This is a genomic window from Pseudomonas sp. DE0157, assembly GCF_007678615.1.
Classification (GTDB): Bacteria; Pseudomonadota; Gammaproteobacteria; order Pseudomonadales; family Pseudomonadaceae; genus Aquipseudomonas; species Aquipseudomonas parafulva_B.
The window spans coordinates 14,513-33,151 of the sequence record NZ_VEJN01000019.1; the positions used below are offsets into that span (position 1 = coordinate 14,513).

At 67.7% G+C, this 18,639-nt stretch carries 1 protein-coding gene; it reads left to right on the forward strand.

Going from position 1 to position 18,639, the window contains the following annotated elements; genetic code table 11:
• The first annotated feature begins 134 nt into the window (after positions 1-134).
• A complete protein-coding gene (locus FS777_RS19135) occupies positions 135-18,593 on the forward strand; it encodes a BapA/Bap/LapF family large adhesin (protein ID WP_145257148.1) in 18,459 nt (6,152 codons plus the stop codon).
• Positions 18,594-18,639: the final 46 nt, after the last annotated feature.

Below are 18,639 nucleotides of genomic sequence, written 5' to 3' on the forward strand. Positions count from 1 at the left end.
GGCTGCTATATCTCCTAAACGCCCACGCCTCGACTGACCGGTCGAGGCTGCCGCATCGCGTTCCAGAGGACCTGGTGCAGCAATGCCGGCCGCATTCTGGCCGGGGGGATCAGTCGACCAGCAGGGAGCACTTCATGGAAAACATCGTCGTCGCCGATAAGCAGTCCGCCGTCGCCACCCAGAATGCCTGGGGCAATATCACTCTCAATGGCCCAGGCGTCGTGCAGATGCCCGTCGCGCCCGACCAGGTCGCCACCGTCACGCAACGCGGGCAGGATTTGATCGTCACGCTCAAGTCCGGCGAAAAGGTCACCATCGGTAATTTCTTCGCGGTGAACCAGGCAGGCGTCGGCAGCGACATGGTGTTCGTCGGCGAAGACGGCACCCTCTGGCAAGCCGAATACAATGCTCAGGCTTTCACCGGCTTCACCTTCAACGAAGTGGCTTCTCTGGACGAACTGGTTGCAGGCATCGGTACGGCGGGCGACGCGATGCCGACGTGGGCCATCGCAGGCTTGGGATTGCTCGGCGTGGGCGGCGGCGCGGCGGCGCTGGGCGGCGGTAGCGGCGGCGGCGGTGGTGGCGGTGGTGGCGGTGCAGTACCTGACACCACGGCACCGGCAACCCCCATCGACCTGCTGGTTTCCCCGGATGGCCTGCGCCTGTCGGGGCGCGGTGAAGCGGGTGCGATCGTGAACATTCGTGATGCCGCTGGCAACCTGCTCGGTACCGGTACGGTCGGGGCCGATGGCAGCTTCGATATAGCGCTCAACGCCCCCCAGATCAACAACGAAAACCTGCAGGTGACCTTGACCGATGCAGCCGGCAATGTGTCTGCACCGGGCACCGTGACCGCGCCGGATGCGACCGCTCCGCTGGCGCCGACCGAACTTGCCATCGACGCTCAGGGTACAACGCTCACAGGCCGCGCCGAGCCCGGTTCCACGGTGTCGGTCAGAGGGGCTGACGGCGTGCTGCTGGGCTCGGCCACGGCTGGGGCGGACGGCTTGTTCAGCATTACCCTGCAACCGGCACAGACAGCGGGCCAGGCGTTGCAGGTCACGGCCGAGGATGCAGCGGGCAACACGTCCGCCGCAGCTGGTATTGTGGCTCCAGTGGTCGATGGCACCGACACCACCGCTCCTGATGCGCCCGTGGCGCTCGTTGTCTCCGCTGATGGCACGCGCCTGTCGGGCCGCGGCGAACCCGGCACCACGGTCAACGTTCGCGACCCTGCCGGCAATGTGATCGGCAGCGGCGTGGTGGGGGCCAATGGAGCCTTCGAGGTGGTGCTCACACCGGCGCAGCTTGATAGCCAGAACCTGCAAGTCACCCTGACCGACGCCGCTGGCAACGTCTCTGCACCGGGTGCCGTCGTTGCGCCAGACCTCACAGCGCCGCTCGCACCGACCAACCTGGCCGTCGATGCCCAAGGGGCCACCCTGACCGGGCGGGCCGAACCTGGGTCTACCGTTTCGGTACGCGGCCCTGGCGGTGCGTTGCTGGGCACCGCCATCGCGGGCGCCGACGGCCTGTTCAGCATCACGCTGCAACCCCCGCAGACCACTGGCCAGGCCCTGGCGGTGAGCGCTACCGACGCAGCAGGCAATACGTCGCCGGCAGCCAACATCACCGCGCCCTTGGTCGATGGCGGTGACACCACACCGCCGGATGCACCTGTGGACCTAGTGGTCGGCCTAGCCGGCACACAGTTGAGCGGCCGCGGCGAAGCCGGCACCACCGTGCAAGTGCGCGACGCGGCAGGCAACCTGCTCGCCACAGGCACCGTTGGTGCCGATGGCACCTTCACCGTCAGCCTGGACCCCGCCGTCAAGGACGGCAGCAGCCTCCAAGTCACCCTGACCGACGCGGCAGGCAACACTTCGCCAGCCGCCAGCGTGGCATCGCCAGACCTCGTGGGGCCTGCGCAACCCACCGACCTCGCCCTGACCGATGGCGTCACCTTCACCGGCCGCGGTGAGCCAGGCGCTACCGTGCAAGTGCGCGATGCCGCCGGCGCCGTGATCGGCACAGGCACCGTGGGCGCAGACGGCGCCTTCAGCATCACTCTCTCCCCTGCCCAGGCCAACGGCCAGGCACTGGACGTACGCCTGGTCGATGCGGCAGGCAATGCCTCGGCGCCCTTGCAGTTCGACGCCCCTGACATCACCCCGCCAGAGGCGGTCACCAATGTGCTGGTCGGCCCTGGCGGTACCGTCATCGGGGGCCGAGGCGAGCCAGGTGCAACGGTGGAGGTGCGCGATGCGAGCGGGACCCTGCTGGGCAGCGCGGTGGTCACTGCCAATGGCACCTTCCTGGTCAACCTCGACCCCGCCGTGCAACCCGGCGAGCAACTGAGCCTGGTGCAGACAGACCCTAGCGGCAACGCCTCGCCCGCCGTCGACTACGAAGTGCCCCTGACCCCAGCCCTGGAAAGCCCAGCCAACCTGGCGGTAAACGCCGACGGCACCGTGCTTACCGGTACTGCCCCGGCAGGCTCACGCGTCGAAGTGCGCGATGCCAGCGGTGCGTTGGTCGGCAGCACCATCGCCAATGCCGACGGCAGCTTCAGCATCGACCTGAACCCGGCCCAGGCCAACGGCGAACTGCTGGATGTGGTGGCCATCGCCGACGGTGTATCGTCACTGCCCGCCCAGGTCACCGCCCCCGATATCACGGCTCCCGCCGCTCCCGCAGAGCTGGCGGTGAGTGCCGACGGCACCGTGGTCACGGGCCGCGCCGAGCCGGGCAGCACCGTGCGCATTCTGGCCGCTGACGGCACCGAGCTGGGCTCGGCGGTGGTCGGCGCCACCGGCGTGTTCAGCATTACCTTGAACCCTGCCCAAGTGGACGGCGAAGTGCTGCAAGCCACTGCCACCGATGCGGCGGGCAACGTATCCCAAGCCAGTGCAGTCACAGCACCGGACATCGATGGCGGTGGTGACGTCACACCGCCAGACGCGCCCGTGGACCTGGTCATCGGGCTAGCAGGCAGTCAACTGACTGGCCGCGGCGAAGCCGGCACCACCGTGCAAGTGCGCGACGCGGCAGGCAACCTGCTCGCCACAGGCACCGTCGGTGCCGATGGGACCTTCACCGTCAGCCTGGACCCCGCCGTCAAGGACGGCAGCAGCCTCCAAGTCACCCTGACCGACGCGGCAGGCAACACATCGCCAGCCGCCAGCGTGGCGTCGCCAGACCTCGTAGGGCCTGCCCAACCCACTGACCTGGCCCTGGCCGATGGCGTCACCTTCACCGGCCGCGGTGAGCCGGGTGCTACCGTGCAAGTGCGCGATGCCGCCGGCACCGTGATCGGCACAGGCACCGTGGGCGCAGACGGCGCCTTCAGCATTACTCTCTCCCCTGCCCAGGCCAACGGCCAGGCACTGGACGTACGCCTGGTCGATGCGGCAGGCAACGCCTCGGCGCCCTTGCAGTTCGACGCCCCTGACATCACTCCGCCAGAAGCGGTCACCAATGTGCTGGTCGGCCCCGGCGGTACCGTCATCGGTGGCCGAGGCGAGCCAGGTGCAACGGTGGAGGTGCGCGATGCGAACGGGACCCTGCTGGGCAGCGCCGTGGTCACTGCCAACGGCACCTTCCTGGTCAACCTCGACCCCGCCGTGCAATCCGGCGAGCAACTGAGCCTGGTGCAGACAGACCCTAGCGGCAACGCCTCGCCCGCCGTCGACTACGAAGTGCCCCTGACCCCAGCCCTGGAAAGCCCAGCCAACCTGGCGGTAAACGCCGACGGCACCGTGCTTACCGGTACTGCCCCGGCAGGCTCGCGCGTCGAAGTGCGCGATGCCAGCGGTGCGTTGGTCGGCAGCGCCATCGCCAATGCCGACGGCAGCTTCAGCATCGACCTGAACCCGGCCCAGGCCAATGGCGAACTGCTGGATGTGGTGGCCATCGCCGACGGTGTATCGTCACTGCCCGCCCAGGTCACCGCCCCCGATATTACGGCCCCCGCCGCTCCCGCAGAGCTGGCGGTGAGTGCCGACGGAACCGTGGTCACGGGCCGCGCCGAGCCGGGCAGCACCGTGCGCATTCTGGCCGCTGACGGCACCGAGCTGGGCTCGGCGGTCGTCGGCGCCACCGGCGTGTTCAGCATCACCCTGAACCCTGCCCAAGTGGATGGCGAAGTACTGCAAGCCACTGCCACCGATGCGGCGGGCAACGTATCCCAAGCCAGTGCAGTCACAGCACCGGACATCGATGGCGGTGGTGACGTCACACCGCCAGACGCGCCCGTGGACCTGGTCATCGGGCTAGCAGGCAGTCAACTGACTGGCCGCGGCGAAGCCGGTACCACCGTGCAAGTGCGCGACGCCGCAGGCAACCTGCTCGCCACGGGCACCGTTGGTGCCGATGGCACCTTCACCGTCAGCCTGGACCCCGCCGTCAAGGACGGCAGCAGCCTCCAAGTCACCCTGACCGACGCGGCAGGCAACACTTCGCCAGCCGCCAGCGTGGCATCGCCAGACCTCGTAGGGCCTGCGCAACCCACCGACCTTGCCTTGGCCGATGGCGTTACCTTCACCGGCCGCGGTGAGCCGGGTGCTACCGTGCAAGTGCGCGATGCCGCCGGCACCGTGATCGGCATAGGCACCGTGGGCGCAGACGGCGCCTTCAGCATCACCCTCTCCCCTGCCCAGGCCAACGGCCAGGCACTGGACGTACGCCTGGTCGATGCGGCAGGCAATGCCTCGACGCCCTTGCAGTTCGACGCCCCTGACATCACTCCGCCAGAAGCGGTCACCAATGTGCTGGTCGGCCCTGGCGGTACCGTCATCGGGGGCCGAGGCGAGCCAGGTGCAACGGTGGAGGTGCGCGATGCGAACGGGACCCTGCTGGGCAGCGCCGTGGTCACTGCCAACGGCACCTTCCTGGTCAACCTCGACCCCGCCGTGCAACCCGGCGAGCAACTGAGCCTGGTGCAGACAGACCCTAGCGGCAACGCCTCGCCCGCCGTCGACTACGAAGTGCCCCTGACCCCAGCCCTGGAAAGCCCAGCCAACCTGGCGGTAAACGCCGACGGCACCGTGCTTACCGGTACTGCCCCGGCAGGCTCGCGCGTCGAAGTGCGCGATGCCAGCGGTGCGTTGGTCGGCAGCGCCATCGCCAATGCCGACGGCAGCTTCAGCATCGATCTGAACCCGGCCCAGGCCAACGGCGAACTGCTGGATGTGGTGGCCATCGCCGACGGTGTATCGTCACTGCCCGCCCAGGTCACCGCCCCCGATATCACGGCTCCCGCCGCTCCCGCAGAGCTGGCGGTGAGTGCCGACGGCACCGTGGTCACGGGCCGCGCCGAGCCGGGCAGCACCGTGCGCATTCTGGCCGCTGACGGCACCGAGCTGGGCTCGGCGGTCGCCGGCGCCACCGGCGTGTTCAGCATTACCTTGAACCCTGCCCAAGTGGACGGCGAAGTGCTGCAAGCCACTGCCACCGATCCATCGGGCAATGCATCCCAGGCCAGTTCGGTCACCGCGCCGGACATTGACGGCGGCGGCGATACGACTCCGCCTGAAGCGGCTTCCAACCTGGTAGTGGGTGTGGCGGGTACCCAGTTGAGTGGTCGCGGTGAAGCCGGAGCCACGGTCCAAGTGCGCAATGCGGCCGGTGACCTGATTGCAACCGGTACCGTGGCCGCCGATGGCACCTTTACTGTCAACCTGGACCCCGCCGTCAAGGACGGTAGCGACCTGCAGGTCACGCTCACCGATGCCGCTGGCAATGTGTCCGAGGCCGCGACCGTTACTTCCCCTGACTTGATCGCCCCGGTACAGCCAACCGAACTGGCGTTGGCTGGCGGCGTGACCCTGACTGGCCGCGGTGAAGCAGGTGCGACCGTGCAGGTCCGTACCGCAGCCGGTACCCTGATCGGCTCGGCAATTGTTGGCGACGACGGCCTGTTCACAGTCACCCTCTCCCCTGCCCAGGCCAACGGCCAGGCATTGGACGTACGCCTGGTCGACGCAGCGGATAACACGTCTGAGCCGTTGCAGTTCAACGCCCCGGACATCACGCCACCCGAAGGCGTGACCAACCTTCTGGTCGGCCCAGGGGGTACCGCACTCAGTGGCCGTGGCGAAGCCGGTGCCACGGTTGAAGTGCGTGACATCGATGGCAACCTGCTGGGTCGCGGCGTGGTTACCGCCAACGGCACTTTCCTGGTCAATCTCGACCCTGCCGCGCAGCCCGGTGAGCAACTGAGCCTGATCCAGGTGGACCCCAGCGGCAATGCTTCGATCGCCGTGACATTCGCGGTGCCAGCGACCAATCCGCCCGCCAGCCCTGCTGAACTGGCACTGTCAGAAGACGGTACCGCCCTGACCGGTACCGCCCCGGCAGGTACTCGGGTAGAAGTGCGCGGCGCGGACGGTGCGTTGCTGGGCAGCGCAGTCGCAGGCCCTGACGGCAGCTTCTCGGTCGAATTGGCACCCGCGCAGGCCAACGGCGAACTGCTCGATGTGGTCGCGATCGACGGTGCAGGGCTTTCTTCCCTGCCCACCCAGATCATCGCCCCGGACATCACTGCACCTGCAACGCCAAGCGAACTGGCCGTCAATGCCGACGGCACGGTACTCAGCGGACGTGGCGAGCCTGGCAGCACTGTGCGCGTGCTGGCAGCCGATGGCACCACGGTGTTGGGCAGTGCAGTGGTCGGCGCCACCGGCAGCTTCAGCATCACGCTGAACCCGCCGCAGGTCGACGGCGAGGTCTTGCAGGTCACGGCCACCGACGCGGCGGGCAACACCTCTGCTGGGGGCAATGTCACAGCGCCCGACATCGACGCCGTGGACAACACGCCGCCTGCACCTGCCACGGGCCTGGCCATCAACCTTGCCGGCGCGCAACTGAATGGGCGCGGCGAGGCTGGCGCCACCGTGCAGGTACGCGATGGACAAGGCAACCTGTTGGCCAGCGGCACCGTCAATGCCGACGGCACCTTCCAGGTCACGCTGGACCCTGCGGTCAAGGACGGCAGCACCCTGCAAGTCGTGCTCACCGATGCCGCCGGCAACGCCTCCACCCCAGCCACCGTGGTCAGCCCCGACCTGCTGGCGCCTGCCCAACCAACCGCGCTTGCCCTTGAAGGCGGCGTCACGCTGACCGGTCGCGGCGAGCCTGGCGCAACGGTGCAGGTACGCACCGCGGATGGGGCCGTGATCGGCACCGGCCTGGTCGATGCAAACGGCAACTTCAGTATCACCCTGGCACCCGCGCAGGCCAACGGCGAAGCACTCGATGTACGCCTGGTAGATGCCGCCGGCAACACCTCGACCCCGCTGCAGTTCGAAGCGCCGGACATCACGCCGCCGGCTTCGGTAAGCAACGTGGTGGTGGGTAACGCCGGCCTGACCGTGGCCGGTCGAGGCGAAGCGGGCGCGCGCGTAGAAGTGCGCGATGCGAACGGTAGCGTAATCGGCAGCGGCATCGTGAGTGGCAACGGGACCTTCCTGCTCGAACTCAACCCACCTGCCCAGCCCGGCGCACGCCTGAGCCTCGTGCAGACCGACCCAAGCGGCAATGGGTCCGAACCGCTGCTGTTCGACGTTCCTCTGGTTCCGGCCCCGGCCAGCCCGAGCGATCTGGTGGTGGCCGAGGACGGCACCAGCATCAGCGGCACGGCCCCGGCAGGCAGCCAGGTGCAGGTACGCGATGCCGATGGCAACGTAGTCGGCAGTGTGGTGGTAGGCGCCGGTGGCACATTCACCGTCGTGCTCAACCCGGCTCAGGCGAACGGCGAATTGCTCGACGTGGTGGCCATCGATGGCGCCGCAAATGCCTCCCTGCCTGTGCAGGTGACGGCGCCGGACATCACGCCACCGGCCATCCCCGGCGAGCTGCAAGTCAATGGCGACGGCAGCATCGTCACGGGGCGCGCCGAAGCTGGCAGTACCGTACGCGTGCTGGCCGCTGATGGGGTCACTGTGCTGGGTTCGGCCGTAGTGGGTGCGACCGGTGTCTTCAGCATCACCCTGAATCCGCCACAAGTGGCCGGCGAGCAGCTGCAGGTCAATGCTACCGACGCCGCCGGCAATGCCTCATTGCCGGGCTCGGTCACTGCGCCTGTGATCGACAACGGCGGCGACACCACGCCGCCGCAACCTGCCACCGACCTGGTGATCAGCGCCAATGGCGCCACTGTTTCCGGGCGCGGCGAAGCCGGCACCACTGTCCAAGTGCGCAACGACCAGGGCCAACTGCTGGCATCCGGCACAGTACAAGCCGACGGCAGCTTCGTGGTGCAGTTGCAGACGCCGGTGATCGACGGCTCGGCGCTCCAGGTCACCCTCACCGATGCAGCGGGCAACATCTCCGTGCCAAGCTCGCTGGCCGCCCCTGACCAGGTGGCGCCGTTGCAACCGGCCAACCTGGCGCTGGAAAACGGCGTGACCTTGAGCGGTACGGCCGAGGCCGGCGCGCGCGTTGAAGTGCGCGACGCCGCCGGCACCCTGATCGGCAGCGCCATCGCCCAGCCCGGCGGCACCTTTACCCTCACACTCGACCCGCCCCAGGCCAACGGTCAGGCCCTGTCCGTGACCGTCACCGACGCCGCAGGCAACAGCTCGGTGCCGCTAGGCTATGTCGCCCCCGACATCACGCCGCCGGTACCGGTCAGCAACGTGCAGGCAGGTGCGGGAAGCCTTGCCGTTGCAGGCAGGGGCGAGCCGGGCGCCACCGTGCAGGTGCGCAATGACGAGGGCCTGGTCATCGGCACGGGCACCGTCGCGGCCAACGGCACCTTCGTCGTCAACCTCGATGCGCCGTTGGTGGCCGGCCAGGCCATCACGCTGGTGCAGACCGATGCAGCCGGCAATGTCTCCACGGCGATAGACGTCACCGTTTCGCAAGCCCCCGTACCGGCTAGCCCGACCGACATCGTGGTGGCTGGCGACGGCACCTCGGTCAGCGGCACAGCCCCTGGCAACAGCCAGGTGGAAGTGCGCGATACGCAGGGCAATGTCATCGGCACCGTTCAGGCCAACCCTGACGGCAGCTTCACCGTGGGCCTCACACCGGCCCAGGCCAACGGTGAAACCCTGGATGTGGTCGCCATCGATGGCGACGGCACCCCTTCGTTGCCCGTGCAAATCGTCGCTCCCGACATCACGGCCCCCAATGAACCTACCGATCTGCAGTTGAGCACCAACGGCAGCGTGTTGACCGGACGTGGCGAGGCAGGGGCCACGGTGCAGGTCACCGATGCCGATGGCAACGTGCTCGGCACGGCTCAGATCGGTGCCAACGGCGTCATCAGCGTGCAACTGACGCCGCCGCAGACCGATGGTCAGACCCTGGAAGTCACCGTGCGCGATGGCGCAGGCAATACCTCGAGCGCCACCGTCACGGCGCCCGATCTGGACGGCCCGTTGCAGCCTTCCGCGTTGGCTATCGACACCGCGGGTATCCATCTGACCGGTGTAGGTCAGGTCGGCTCGATCATTACCGTACGCGACGCAGACGGCGCTGTGCTGGGCAGCGCAACCGTGGGCGCCGACGGACGCTTCGACGTCACCCTGTCCGCTGCCCAGCGCAACGGCGAAAACTTGAGCGTGGAAGCCACCGACAACCTGGGCAACAGCGCAGGCCCGGTACCCTTCACTGCGCCGGATACCACGCCACCCCAACTGGTCGCCGACGCCGTCATCAACGGCGCAGGCAGCGTGGTGAGCGGCACTGGCGAAGCCGGCGCCACGGTGACCGTGCGCGGCCCGAACGGCGCCGTATTGGGCTTTGCCCAAGTAGGCGACAACGGCGCATTCTCGGTCACGCTCGACCCCGCGCAGACCAATGGCCAGGTGCTGAGCGTCGAACAGCGCGATGCCGCCGGCAACCTGTCCCAGGCCGTCGACCTGACTGCACCAGACAATGAACCGCCGGCCATCCCCGGCACCCTGCTGGTGTCCGCTGATGGCACCGTCGTCACGGGCACGGGCGAGCCCGGCGCACAAGTCACGGTGACCGGCGTCGCCGGCATCGTGCTGGGCACTGCCGAGGTCCAAGCCGACGGCAACTTCAGCGTTACCCTGGTACCGGCGCAACTCGGTGGCCAGGCGCTATCAATCACCCAAACCGACCCCGCCGGCAACGCCTCCGTTCCTGGCACCTTGACGGCGCCTGACCTCGAACCGCCTGTGGCGGCTGTTGGCCTCACGCTCAATGGCGCAGGGAATGTACTGAGCGGCCGAGGTGAGGCCGGGACCACTGTCGAGGTCCGCGATGTCGCCGGCAATGTGCTGGGCAGCGTCGAAGTAGGGGTCGATGGCAACTTCGAAGTCCCTCTCACCCCTGCACAAACCAATGGTGAAGTGCTGTCGGTAATCCTCATCGACGCACAGGGCAACCTGTCACCTCCAACCACGCTCACGGCTGACGACAGCACTCCACCGTCAACCGCCACGGGTCTGGTCATCACCCCGGGCGGCACTGCCATCCAGGGCGTTGGCGAACCTGGCGCCACGGCAGAAGTACGTGCCGCTGACGGCACCGTGCTGGGCAGCGTCGTGGTGCCTGAGGGCGGCAATTTCATCGTCCCCGTGTCACCTGCGCAGCTCGATGGGCAAGTGCTGGACGTCGTGCTGATCGACGGTGCCGGCAACGTTTCGTTGCCCGGTCAGGTCACCGCGCCGGACATCACCCCACCTGCGCAACCCACTGGCGTTGTGGTCAGCGAAGACGGCACCACCGTCACCGGCAACGCACCTGGCGCCCAGACCGTCACGGTACGCGACAGTGCCGGGGGCCAAGTCACTGTCCCAGTAGACGCCGACGGCGGCTTCAGCGTGACGCTGCCCACCCCGCAGAACAATGGAGAGACGGTCACCGTCGTGGTCACCGATCCGACTGGCAATGCGTCGGCGCCGATCAGCGTGACAGCACCGGACAACACCGATCCGCTGCCAGCTACCGATGTCAGCGTGAGCCCCGATGGCACCACGGTCGGCGGCACAGCCGAACCTGGCAGCACGGTGGTCATCCGCAATCCTGATGGCTCCGAGCGCGGCAGTGAAACGGCAGGCCCGGACGGCACCTTCGTGATCCCGGTCGACCCGCCCCTGAGCACGGGCGAAACGGTCGACGTGGTCGTGATCGACCCGGCCGGCAACGCCTCCACCGAAGTACAGCTGCAAGGCCCGACCGGCAACGAAGTCGCGGCCCCAAGCAACCTGGCGATCAGCGACGACGGCTTCCTGCTGACCGGCCAGGGCACCGTCGGTACCTTGATTACCGTGACATCCGCCGGTACCACGTTGGGCACGGCGACGGTTGGCACCGATGGCATCTTCCGCGTGTTCTTCCTCAATGCCCAGCTCAATGCGCAGAAATTGCAGGTCACCGCGCGAGCGACGGCAGGCGGTCAGCCCTCGGTGCCAGCCACCGTGGTCGCCGAAGACACCACACCACCGGATGCACCGACAAACGTGGCCATCGACCGGATCGGCAGCACCTTGACCGGCCAGGGCGAAGTGGGCGCCACCGTGCGCGTCAGCGATAGCCTGGGCAACTTCCTGGGCAGCGCGACCGTGGGCAGCAATGGCCTGTTCACGATCAACTTCGTTCCGCCAGTGGCCAATGCCCAGAACCTGATCGTGACCCAGGCGGACGCGGCCGGTAACGTGTCATTGGCCGCGACCTTGCAAGCCCCCGATCTGCAGGCACCTCTGGCTGCCGACAACCTGAGCCTGAACAACGCGGCCACGGTCGTCAGCGGCCAGGGTGAGGCCGGGGCGCTGGTGACGATTCGCGATGCCAGCGGCGCGGTACTGGCCACCGGTACCGTCAACCAGAGTGGCCAGTTCCAGATCACCCTGCCCAGCGCCCAGACAACCGGTAGCGCGCTGCAGGTCACCCTCAGCGATGCAGCCGGCAACGTGTCGGCACCGGCCAGCCTGGCCACGCCAGATCGCACACCGCCGGCAGCCGTGAGCGACGCGCAGTTGAGCGGCGATGGCCGGCAGCTGTCCGGCAGCGGTGAACCCGGCGCTACCGTGCAGGTGCGCAACGCCTCCGGCGCCGTGCTAGGAACGGCGACTGTGGGTGTGGACGGCCGCTTTACCGTGGTGTTCGATACGCCCCAGGCCAATGGCCAAGCCATCGGCGTCACCCAGGTCGATGCCGCCGGCAACACCTCGGTTGCCGTCAACCTCACCACGCCAGACCTCACACCCCCGGCCGCCCTGACCAACGTGGTGCTGAACAACAACGGCCTGACCCTGACCGGCCTGGGCGAAGCAGGCGCCACCGTCAGCGTACGCGGGGTCGACGGCACCATCCTCGGTACAGGACTGGTCGCGGCCAATGGCAGCTTCACCCTGACCCTGGACAGCGCGCAGCTCAACGCGCAGCGCCTGAGCGTCACCCAGACCGATGCGGGCAACAACACATCGGTGGCGGTTGCCGTGACTGCGCCGGACTTTACGGCACCCGACGCGCCGATCGACCTGCTGCTCGCCCCTTCAGGCCTGCAAATGACCGGCAGCGCCGAAGCAGGCAGCACGGTGACCGTGCGCGACAGCGCCGGCAACGTGCTGGGCACGGCAGTCGCCGCTGCCAACGGCACCTTCCAGATCACCCTCAATGCTCCCCAGACCAACGGTCAGGCCTTGCAGGTGACCGCCACCGACGCTGCCGGCAATGTCTCGACCGCTGCGCCCTATACCGCAGCAGACACCACGCCGCCGCCCGCCGTCAGCAACCTGGCCGTGTCCGCCGACGGCGCGAGCCTGGTGGGCACCGGTGAGGCCGGCGCCACCGTGCGCGTCAGCGCAGCCGATGGCAGCCTGCTGGGCACAGCCGTGGTCGCAGCCGACGGTCGTTTCAATGTCAGCCTGAGCCCTGCGGCACTGGTGGGTGAAACCCTCAGCGTGGTGCAAGCCGATGCAGCGCAGAACGTATCGCCTGCCCAATCGATCAACGCCCCTGGGCCCTTGGCACCGGCAACCCCGGCAGACCTGGTCCTGGCAGCCGACGGGCTATCGGTATCGGGAACGGCAGCCAGCGGCACCACCGTCAACGTGTACGGCACCAATGGGCAACTCCTGGGCAGCAGCCCAGTGGCCAATGACGGCAGCTTCACGGTCAACCTTGGCAGCGCGCAGGCCAACGGCGAAGTGCTGCTGATCGCCGCCACTGGCACCGACGGCGCGGTTTCGCTACCTGCCACGCTGCAGGCGCCGGACACCACGGCGCCGCTGCCGCTGACCGGCCTGGTGCTGTCTGGCGATGGCCTGGTCGTGACCGGCCGCGGCGAACCGGGCGCTACCGTGACCATCACCGGCGAGGGTGGTATCGAACTCGGCACCGCCGTGGTCGATGCCGCTGGCAACTTCAGCGCCACGCTGGCGACGGCACAACTGGACGGCGAGCTGCTCAATGCCAGCCAGGCCGATGTGGCCGGTAACGAATCGAACAGCGTCAGCCTTACCGCGCCAGACCGCACCGCGCCAACACCTGCACAGGACCTGGAGTTCGCTGGCGGTGGCAGCCTGCTCAACGGTACAGGCGAGCCAGGCGTCACCGTGCGGGTGATCGCTGCTGACGGCAGTGTGCTGGGTACCGACACCGTGCGCGTCGATGGCACCTTCCAGGTCAACCTCACGGCGCCTCAGGCCAATGGGCAACAGGTTCAGGTGCTGCTGACCGACGCCGCCGGCAACCAATCGGGCGCCAGCATCATCTCCGCGCCTGACACCACGCCGCCCACCGCACCGGCGGAGCTGGCGGTCTCCAGCGACGGCGTCACCATTACGGGGCGCGGCGAAGCCGGCGCAGAAGTGACCGTCACCAACGCAGCGGGTGAGGACATCGGCAGCGCCATCGTCGATGCCAGCGGCAACTTCACGCTGACCCTCGACCCGCCGCTCACCAACGCCGAGGTGCTGAGCTTCACCCAGGCTGATGCGGCCGGTAATGTCTCGCCGATCGCCACCTTGCAAACGCCTGACTTCACCCCACCAGAGCCATTGACTCAGGTGGCAATCAACGCCGATGGCAGCGTGGTCACCGGCTTGGGTGAGCCGGGATCCACGGTAACCGTCAGGGATGCAGCGGGCGTGGCGCTGGGCACGGGCACAGTCCTGGCAGACGGCAGCTTCCGTGTGGACCTGTCGCCGGCTCAGATCGATAACCAAGTGCTATCCGTGCTGCAGGCCGACCCACCTGGCAACGTCAGCGAGGCGGTCACGGTGCAGGCGCCCGACCTGACGCCGCCAGCAGCGGCGACCGAGTTACGCCTCAATGCGGCAGGCGACACCCTAGGTGGCGTCGGCGAAGTGGGCGCCACCGTGCGGGTGTTCGTGGGCACGACGCAGATCGGCACGGGAGTGGTGAGCGCCGCAGGCACCTTCACCATCGCCCTGCAAACCCCGCAGCTCAATGGCGAGCGGTTGCAGGTGACCCTGACCGATGCTGCCCAGAACGTCTCGCCGGTCAGCACCCTGACTGCCCTGGACATCACGCCCCCTGAAGCGGTGGTGGCGACCATCAACAGCAGCGGCACCCAGGTGGTCGGCACAGCCGAAGTCGGGGCGCGCGTGACGGTGCTCAACAGCCAGGGCGACCTGGTCGGCCAAGTGGTCGTCGCCGCTGACGGCCGCTTCGTGGTGGCACTGACGCCGGCACAGATCAACGGTGAAGTGCTGACACTCATCGCCCAGGATGCCACCGGCAACCCATCGCCCGGCGTGGAACTGCAAGCACCTGACCTCACCCCACCGGTGCAGCCGGGTGACCTTGTGCTCAATGCCACCGGCCAGACCCTCACCGGTACGGCCGAAGCCGGCACCACCATCAGCGTGCGCGGGCCGGACGGTGTCGAAGTCGGCACCGCCCAGGTAGCGGCGGGCGGTGCCTTCACCGTCGCCCTGAACCCAGCCCAGAACAACGGCCAGCTTCTGACCGTGGTCTCCATCGACGCAGCAGGCAACGCGTCGATCCCGGCCACCTTGCTGGCCCGGGATACCTCGCCGCCCGGTGCCGTTACAGACCTGGCGGTGGACAACACCTTCACCGTGATCACAGGCCGTGGCGAGCCAGGCGCAACCGTCACCATCAGCAAAAACGGGACGGTGATCGGTACCGGTGAAGTCAGCGACGCCGGGACCTTCCAGATCGTCACCAGTCCGCCTGCCGGCTCAGTGGCGTCGCTGGTGGTCTACCAGACCGATGCGGCGGCCAATACGTCTGCCAGCATCACCTTCGTCACGCCGTTGGCACCTCCTCCGGTACCCCCTACCAACGTCGTGCTGGCCAGCGATGGCCTGACCTTGTCGGGCAATGCGCCTTCGGGAACGGGCATTCGGGTATACGATCCGGCGGGCAACCAGATCGGTGTCGGCGGCGCCACCTTGAACGGCACGTTCAGCCTGCAACTGACGGCCGCACAACTCAACGGGCAGCAACTGACCGTCACGGCCGTTGCCTTGGTTGGCGGCGAGTCGCAGCCAACCTTCGTGGTGGCGGCAGACATCACCCCGCCTGCAAACCCGGTCATCGCCGCGCTGTCGAGCAATGGCCTGGTACTGACCGGCACCGGCGAAGCGGGCGCGACAGTGACCGTGCGCAGCGCCGGCAATGCGGTGCTGGGCACCGGGCAGGTCAACGCCGCCGGCGAGTTCAGCATCAACCTGAACGCACCGCAGTTGAACGGCCAGGTGCTGACCGTCAGCCAGACCGACGCGGCGGGCAACGCCTCTGGCAACACCGCCTTCACCGCGCCTGACGTCCAACCACCTGCTGCGCCGACCAACGTGGTGGTCAACGGTGCGGGCACCGTACTGACCGGCAACGGTGAAGCAGGCGCTACCGTTACCGTGCAAGGCCCAGGAGGCCAGGTCGGTACCGGTGTGGTGCAGGCCAACGGCACCTTTACCATCGCCCTGAGCTCACCACAGAACGATGGGCAACTGCTGGTGGTACGCCAGACCGATGCCGCCGGTAACCTGTCCGGCAGCGCCAGCGTGCTCGCACCCGACACCACGCCGCCTGCCGCGCCGCTTGCCACCATCAACCCCACCGGCACCGCCGTCAGCGGCTCGGGCCAGGTCGGCAGCACGGTGCAGGTGCGTAACAGCGCCGGCACCGTGCTGGGCACTGCCACGGTCGGCAGCAACGGGTTGTTCGTAGTCAGCCTGGCGGCTGCGCAGATCGACAACCAGGCGCTGTCGGTTACGCTCACGGACGCAGCTGGCAACGTTTCAACGCCTACGGCATTGACGGCGCCGGACTTCACTCCGCCAGCGGTCGCCGGCAACCTGCAGGTCAATGCCGACGGTACCAGCCTGACCGGTACTGGCGAGCCCGGCGCCACCGTCACCGTGCGCAGCGCGACCGGCACGGTGCTGCAAACCGGTACCGTGCAGCCTAACGGCAGCTTCACCGTGGCCTTGAACCCACCGCAGGACAATGGCCAGCTGCTGTCGGTGACCTTGAGCGACCCACGCGGCAACGTGTCGGGCAACGTCACCGTTACCGCGCCCGATGTGGACGCCAATGCACCGGTCATCGCAAGCGACAACCTGGCCACTGCCGTGGTCAACCTCGCACCCGTCGTCAGCAGCCGCACCTACCAGGACTCGTTCAGCACCCTGCTGGCAGGCTTCAGCAAGACCTTTACCTGGACAGTGGGCGCAGGGACAACGGCGGACCCCACGCTGACGCTCAACACGGGCAGTGCCTTGGCCTTGCTGGACAGCGCCACCTTCACCTTGCAGGTAAAAAATGCCAGTGGCGCCTGGGTGACGCTGGCCACCGGCAACAGCCAGGGCCTGCTCGACCTGGTATTGCTGCCGCTGGGCCAAGGCCTGCGCGTGGACATCGGCGAGCTGCGTGCCGGTGACTACCGGCTGACCGTGGGCAGCGGCGGCATCGGCCTGCTGACCACGGTCAACACCACGTTGCAGGTCGATACCACCAGCCTGACCCAGTTCACCGGTACAGGCGCTGCAACGTCCGGCAACGTGGTCACCGACGTGGGTATCGATGGCACTACCGATGCGCGTGGGCCGGACAGCGACGCGGTCCTGCAGGTGCTCAAAGGCGGGAGCTACGTGACCGCTGGCAGCGCCACCACGGTGCAGGGCCAGTACGGGACGCTGGTGATCAGGGGCGATGGCAGCTACACCTACACCCCCAACGGCAGCCCGAGCAGCGTCGGCAAGGTGGATGTATTCAGCTATCAACTGGTGCATCCGAACGGCAAGTCCGACACCGCCAACCTGTACGTGCGCATCGACAGCCCTCAAGCCACCGAGGTGTGGAGCAACACCAACTATGCAGCGCCAGCCACCGTGGTGGATGCGGTGAACGACGTCGACAACACCAACATCAGCCTGGTGAACCTGCAAACCAGCAGCACCACCACGTTCTCACCGCTGTCCTTGCCGGTGCTCGGTACCCGCTCGGCCACCTACACCACCACCGTGGCAGCCAACACCACTGCTGATGTACAGGTCGTGCTCAACTCCACCAACCTGCTGACCCTGCTCAACGGCACCACGCTCGAGCTGCTCAAGCTCAACCCGGCCACCGGGCAGTACGTGACGGTGCAGACAGTGGGTGGTGGCTCATTGGTGACCCTGCTGGGCGGCGGTGCGGGCTACACCTTCCAGAACCAGGGCGCCGGCACCTACCACGTGCGGGTCACCGCAGGCGGCATTGGGCTGCTCAGCTCGCTGACCACCACGGTCAATGCCACGGCCACTCACCTCAACGAGTTCGTGGTGGGCAGCTACACGCCGGTCACCGGCAACCTGCTGACCGACGGCGCGGGCGCCGACAACCTGGGCTCGCCCCTGACGGTGCTGAGCGTGCTGACGGCGGCGAACACCTTCACCATTCCGGGCTATAACGGGGCCATCGTCCAGGGCAACTACGGTACCTTGGTGGTACAGGCCGACGGCAGCTACGCCTATACCCTCGACGCCGGTCTCAGTTCGTCGGTGATCGGGCAACGGGAAGTGTTCACCTACGAGCTGACCCACCCCAACGGCACCACCGACACCGCCACGCTCACCATCAACCTTGACCCAGTCACCGGCTTTGCCGCCACCGCTGCGATCATGGCGGACACCGGTGAAGAGGGCGCGGCGCTGGCCAGTGTCGCCGCAGTCGCTGCCAGCGAGGTGATCGCCGGCACCGATGGCGATGACACGCTGGTGGCCAGCACCGGTAGCGCGGTCGCGCTCGACGGGGGCGCGGGCAACGATACGCTGGTCATCAGCGACCAGGCCTTTGCCAGCATCAACGGAGCAAACGGGAGCGACACCCTGCTCTGGAATGGCGGCGATGCCAGCATCGACCTGGGCAACCTGGTCGGGCGGGTGCACGAGATCGAAACCATCGACCTCAACGACACCAGCGCAGTAACCCTGACATTGACCCTGGCCGATGTGGTGGCGGTCACCGACAGCGCCAACGACACGCTGATCATCAAGGGGGACGAAAGTGACTCGGTTCACATGACCGACACCTGGAGCAAGGTGGGGAACCAAACTGCCGACGGTATCGACTATAACCAATACACGGCCCAGGAGGATCCGAGTCACCACTTGTGGGTGCAAAGCGGTATCCATGTGGTCTGAGGCCGCTGCAAACCCGACGGGTACACCCCCGGCGGCAAGGACGATG

Bases quoted from the DNA above. Each gene is read 5' to 3' on its own strand.
- FS777_RS19135 (WP_145257148.1), top strand. From the start codon at position 135: ATGGAAAACATCGTCGTCGCCGATAAGCAGTCCGCCGTCGCCACCCAG.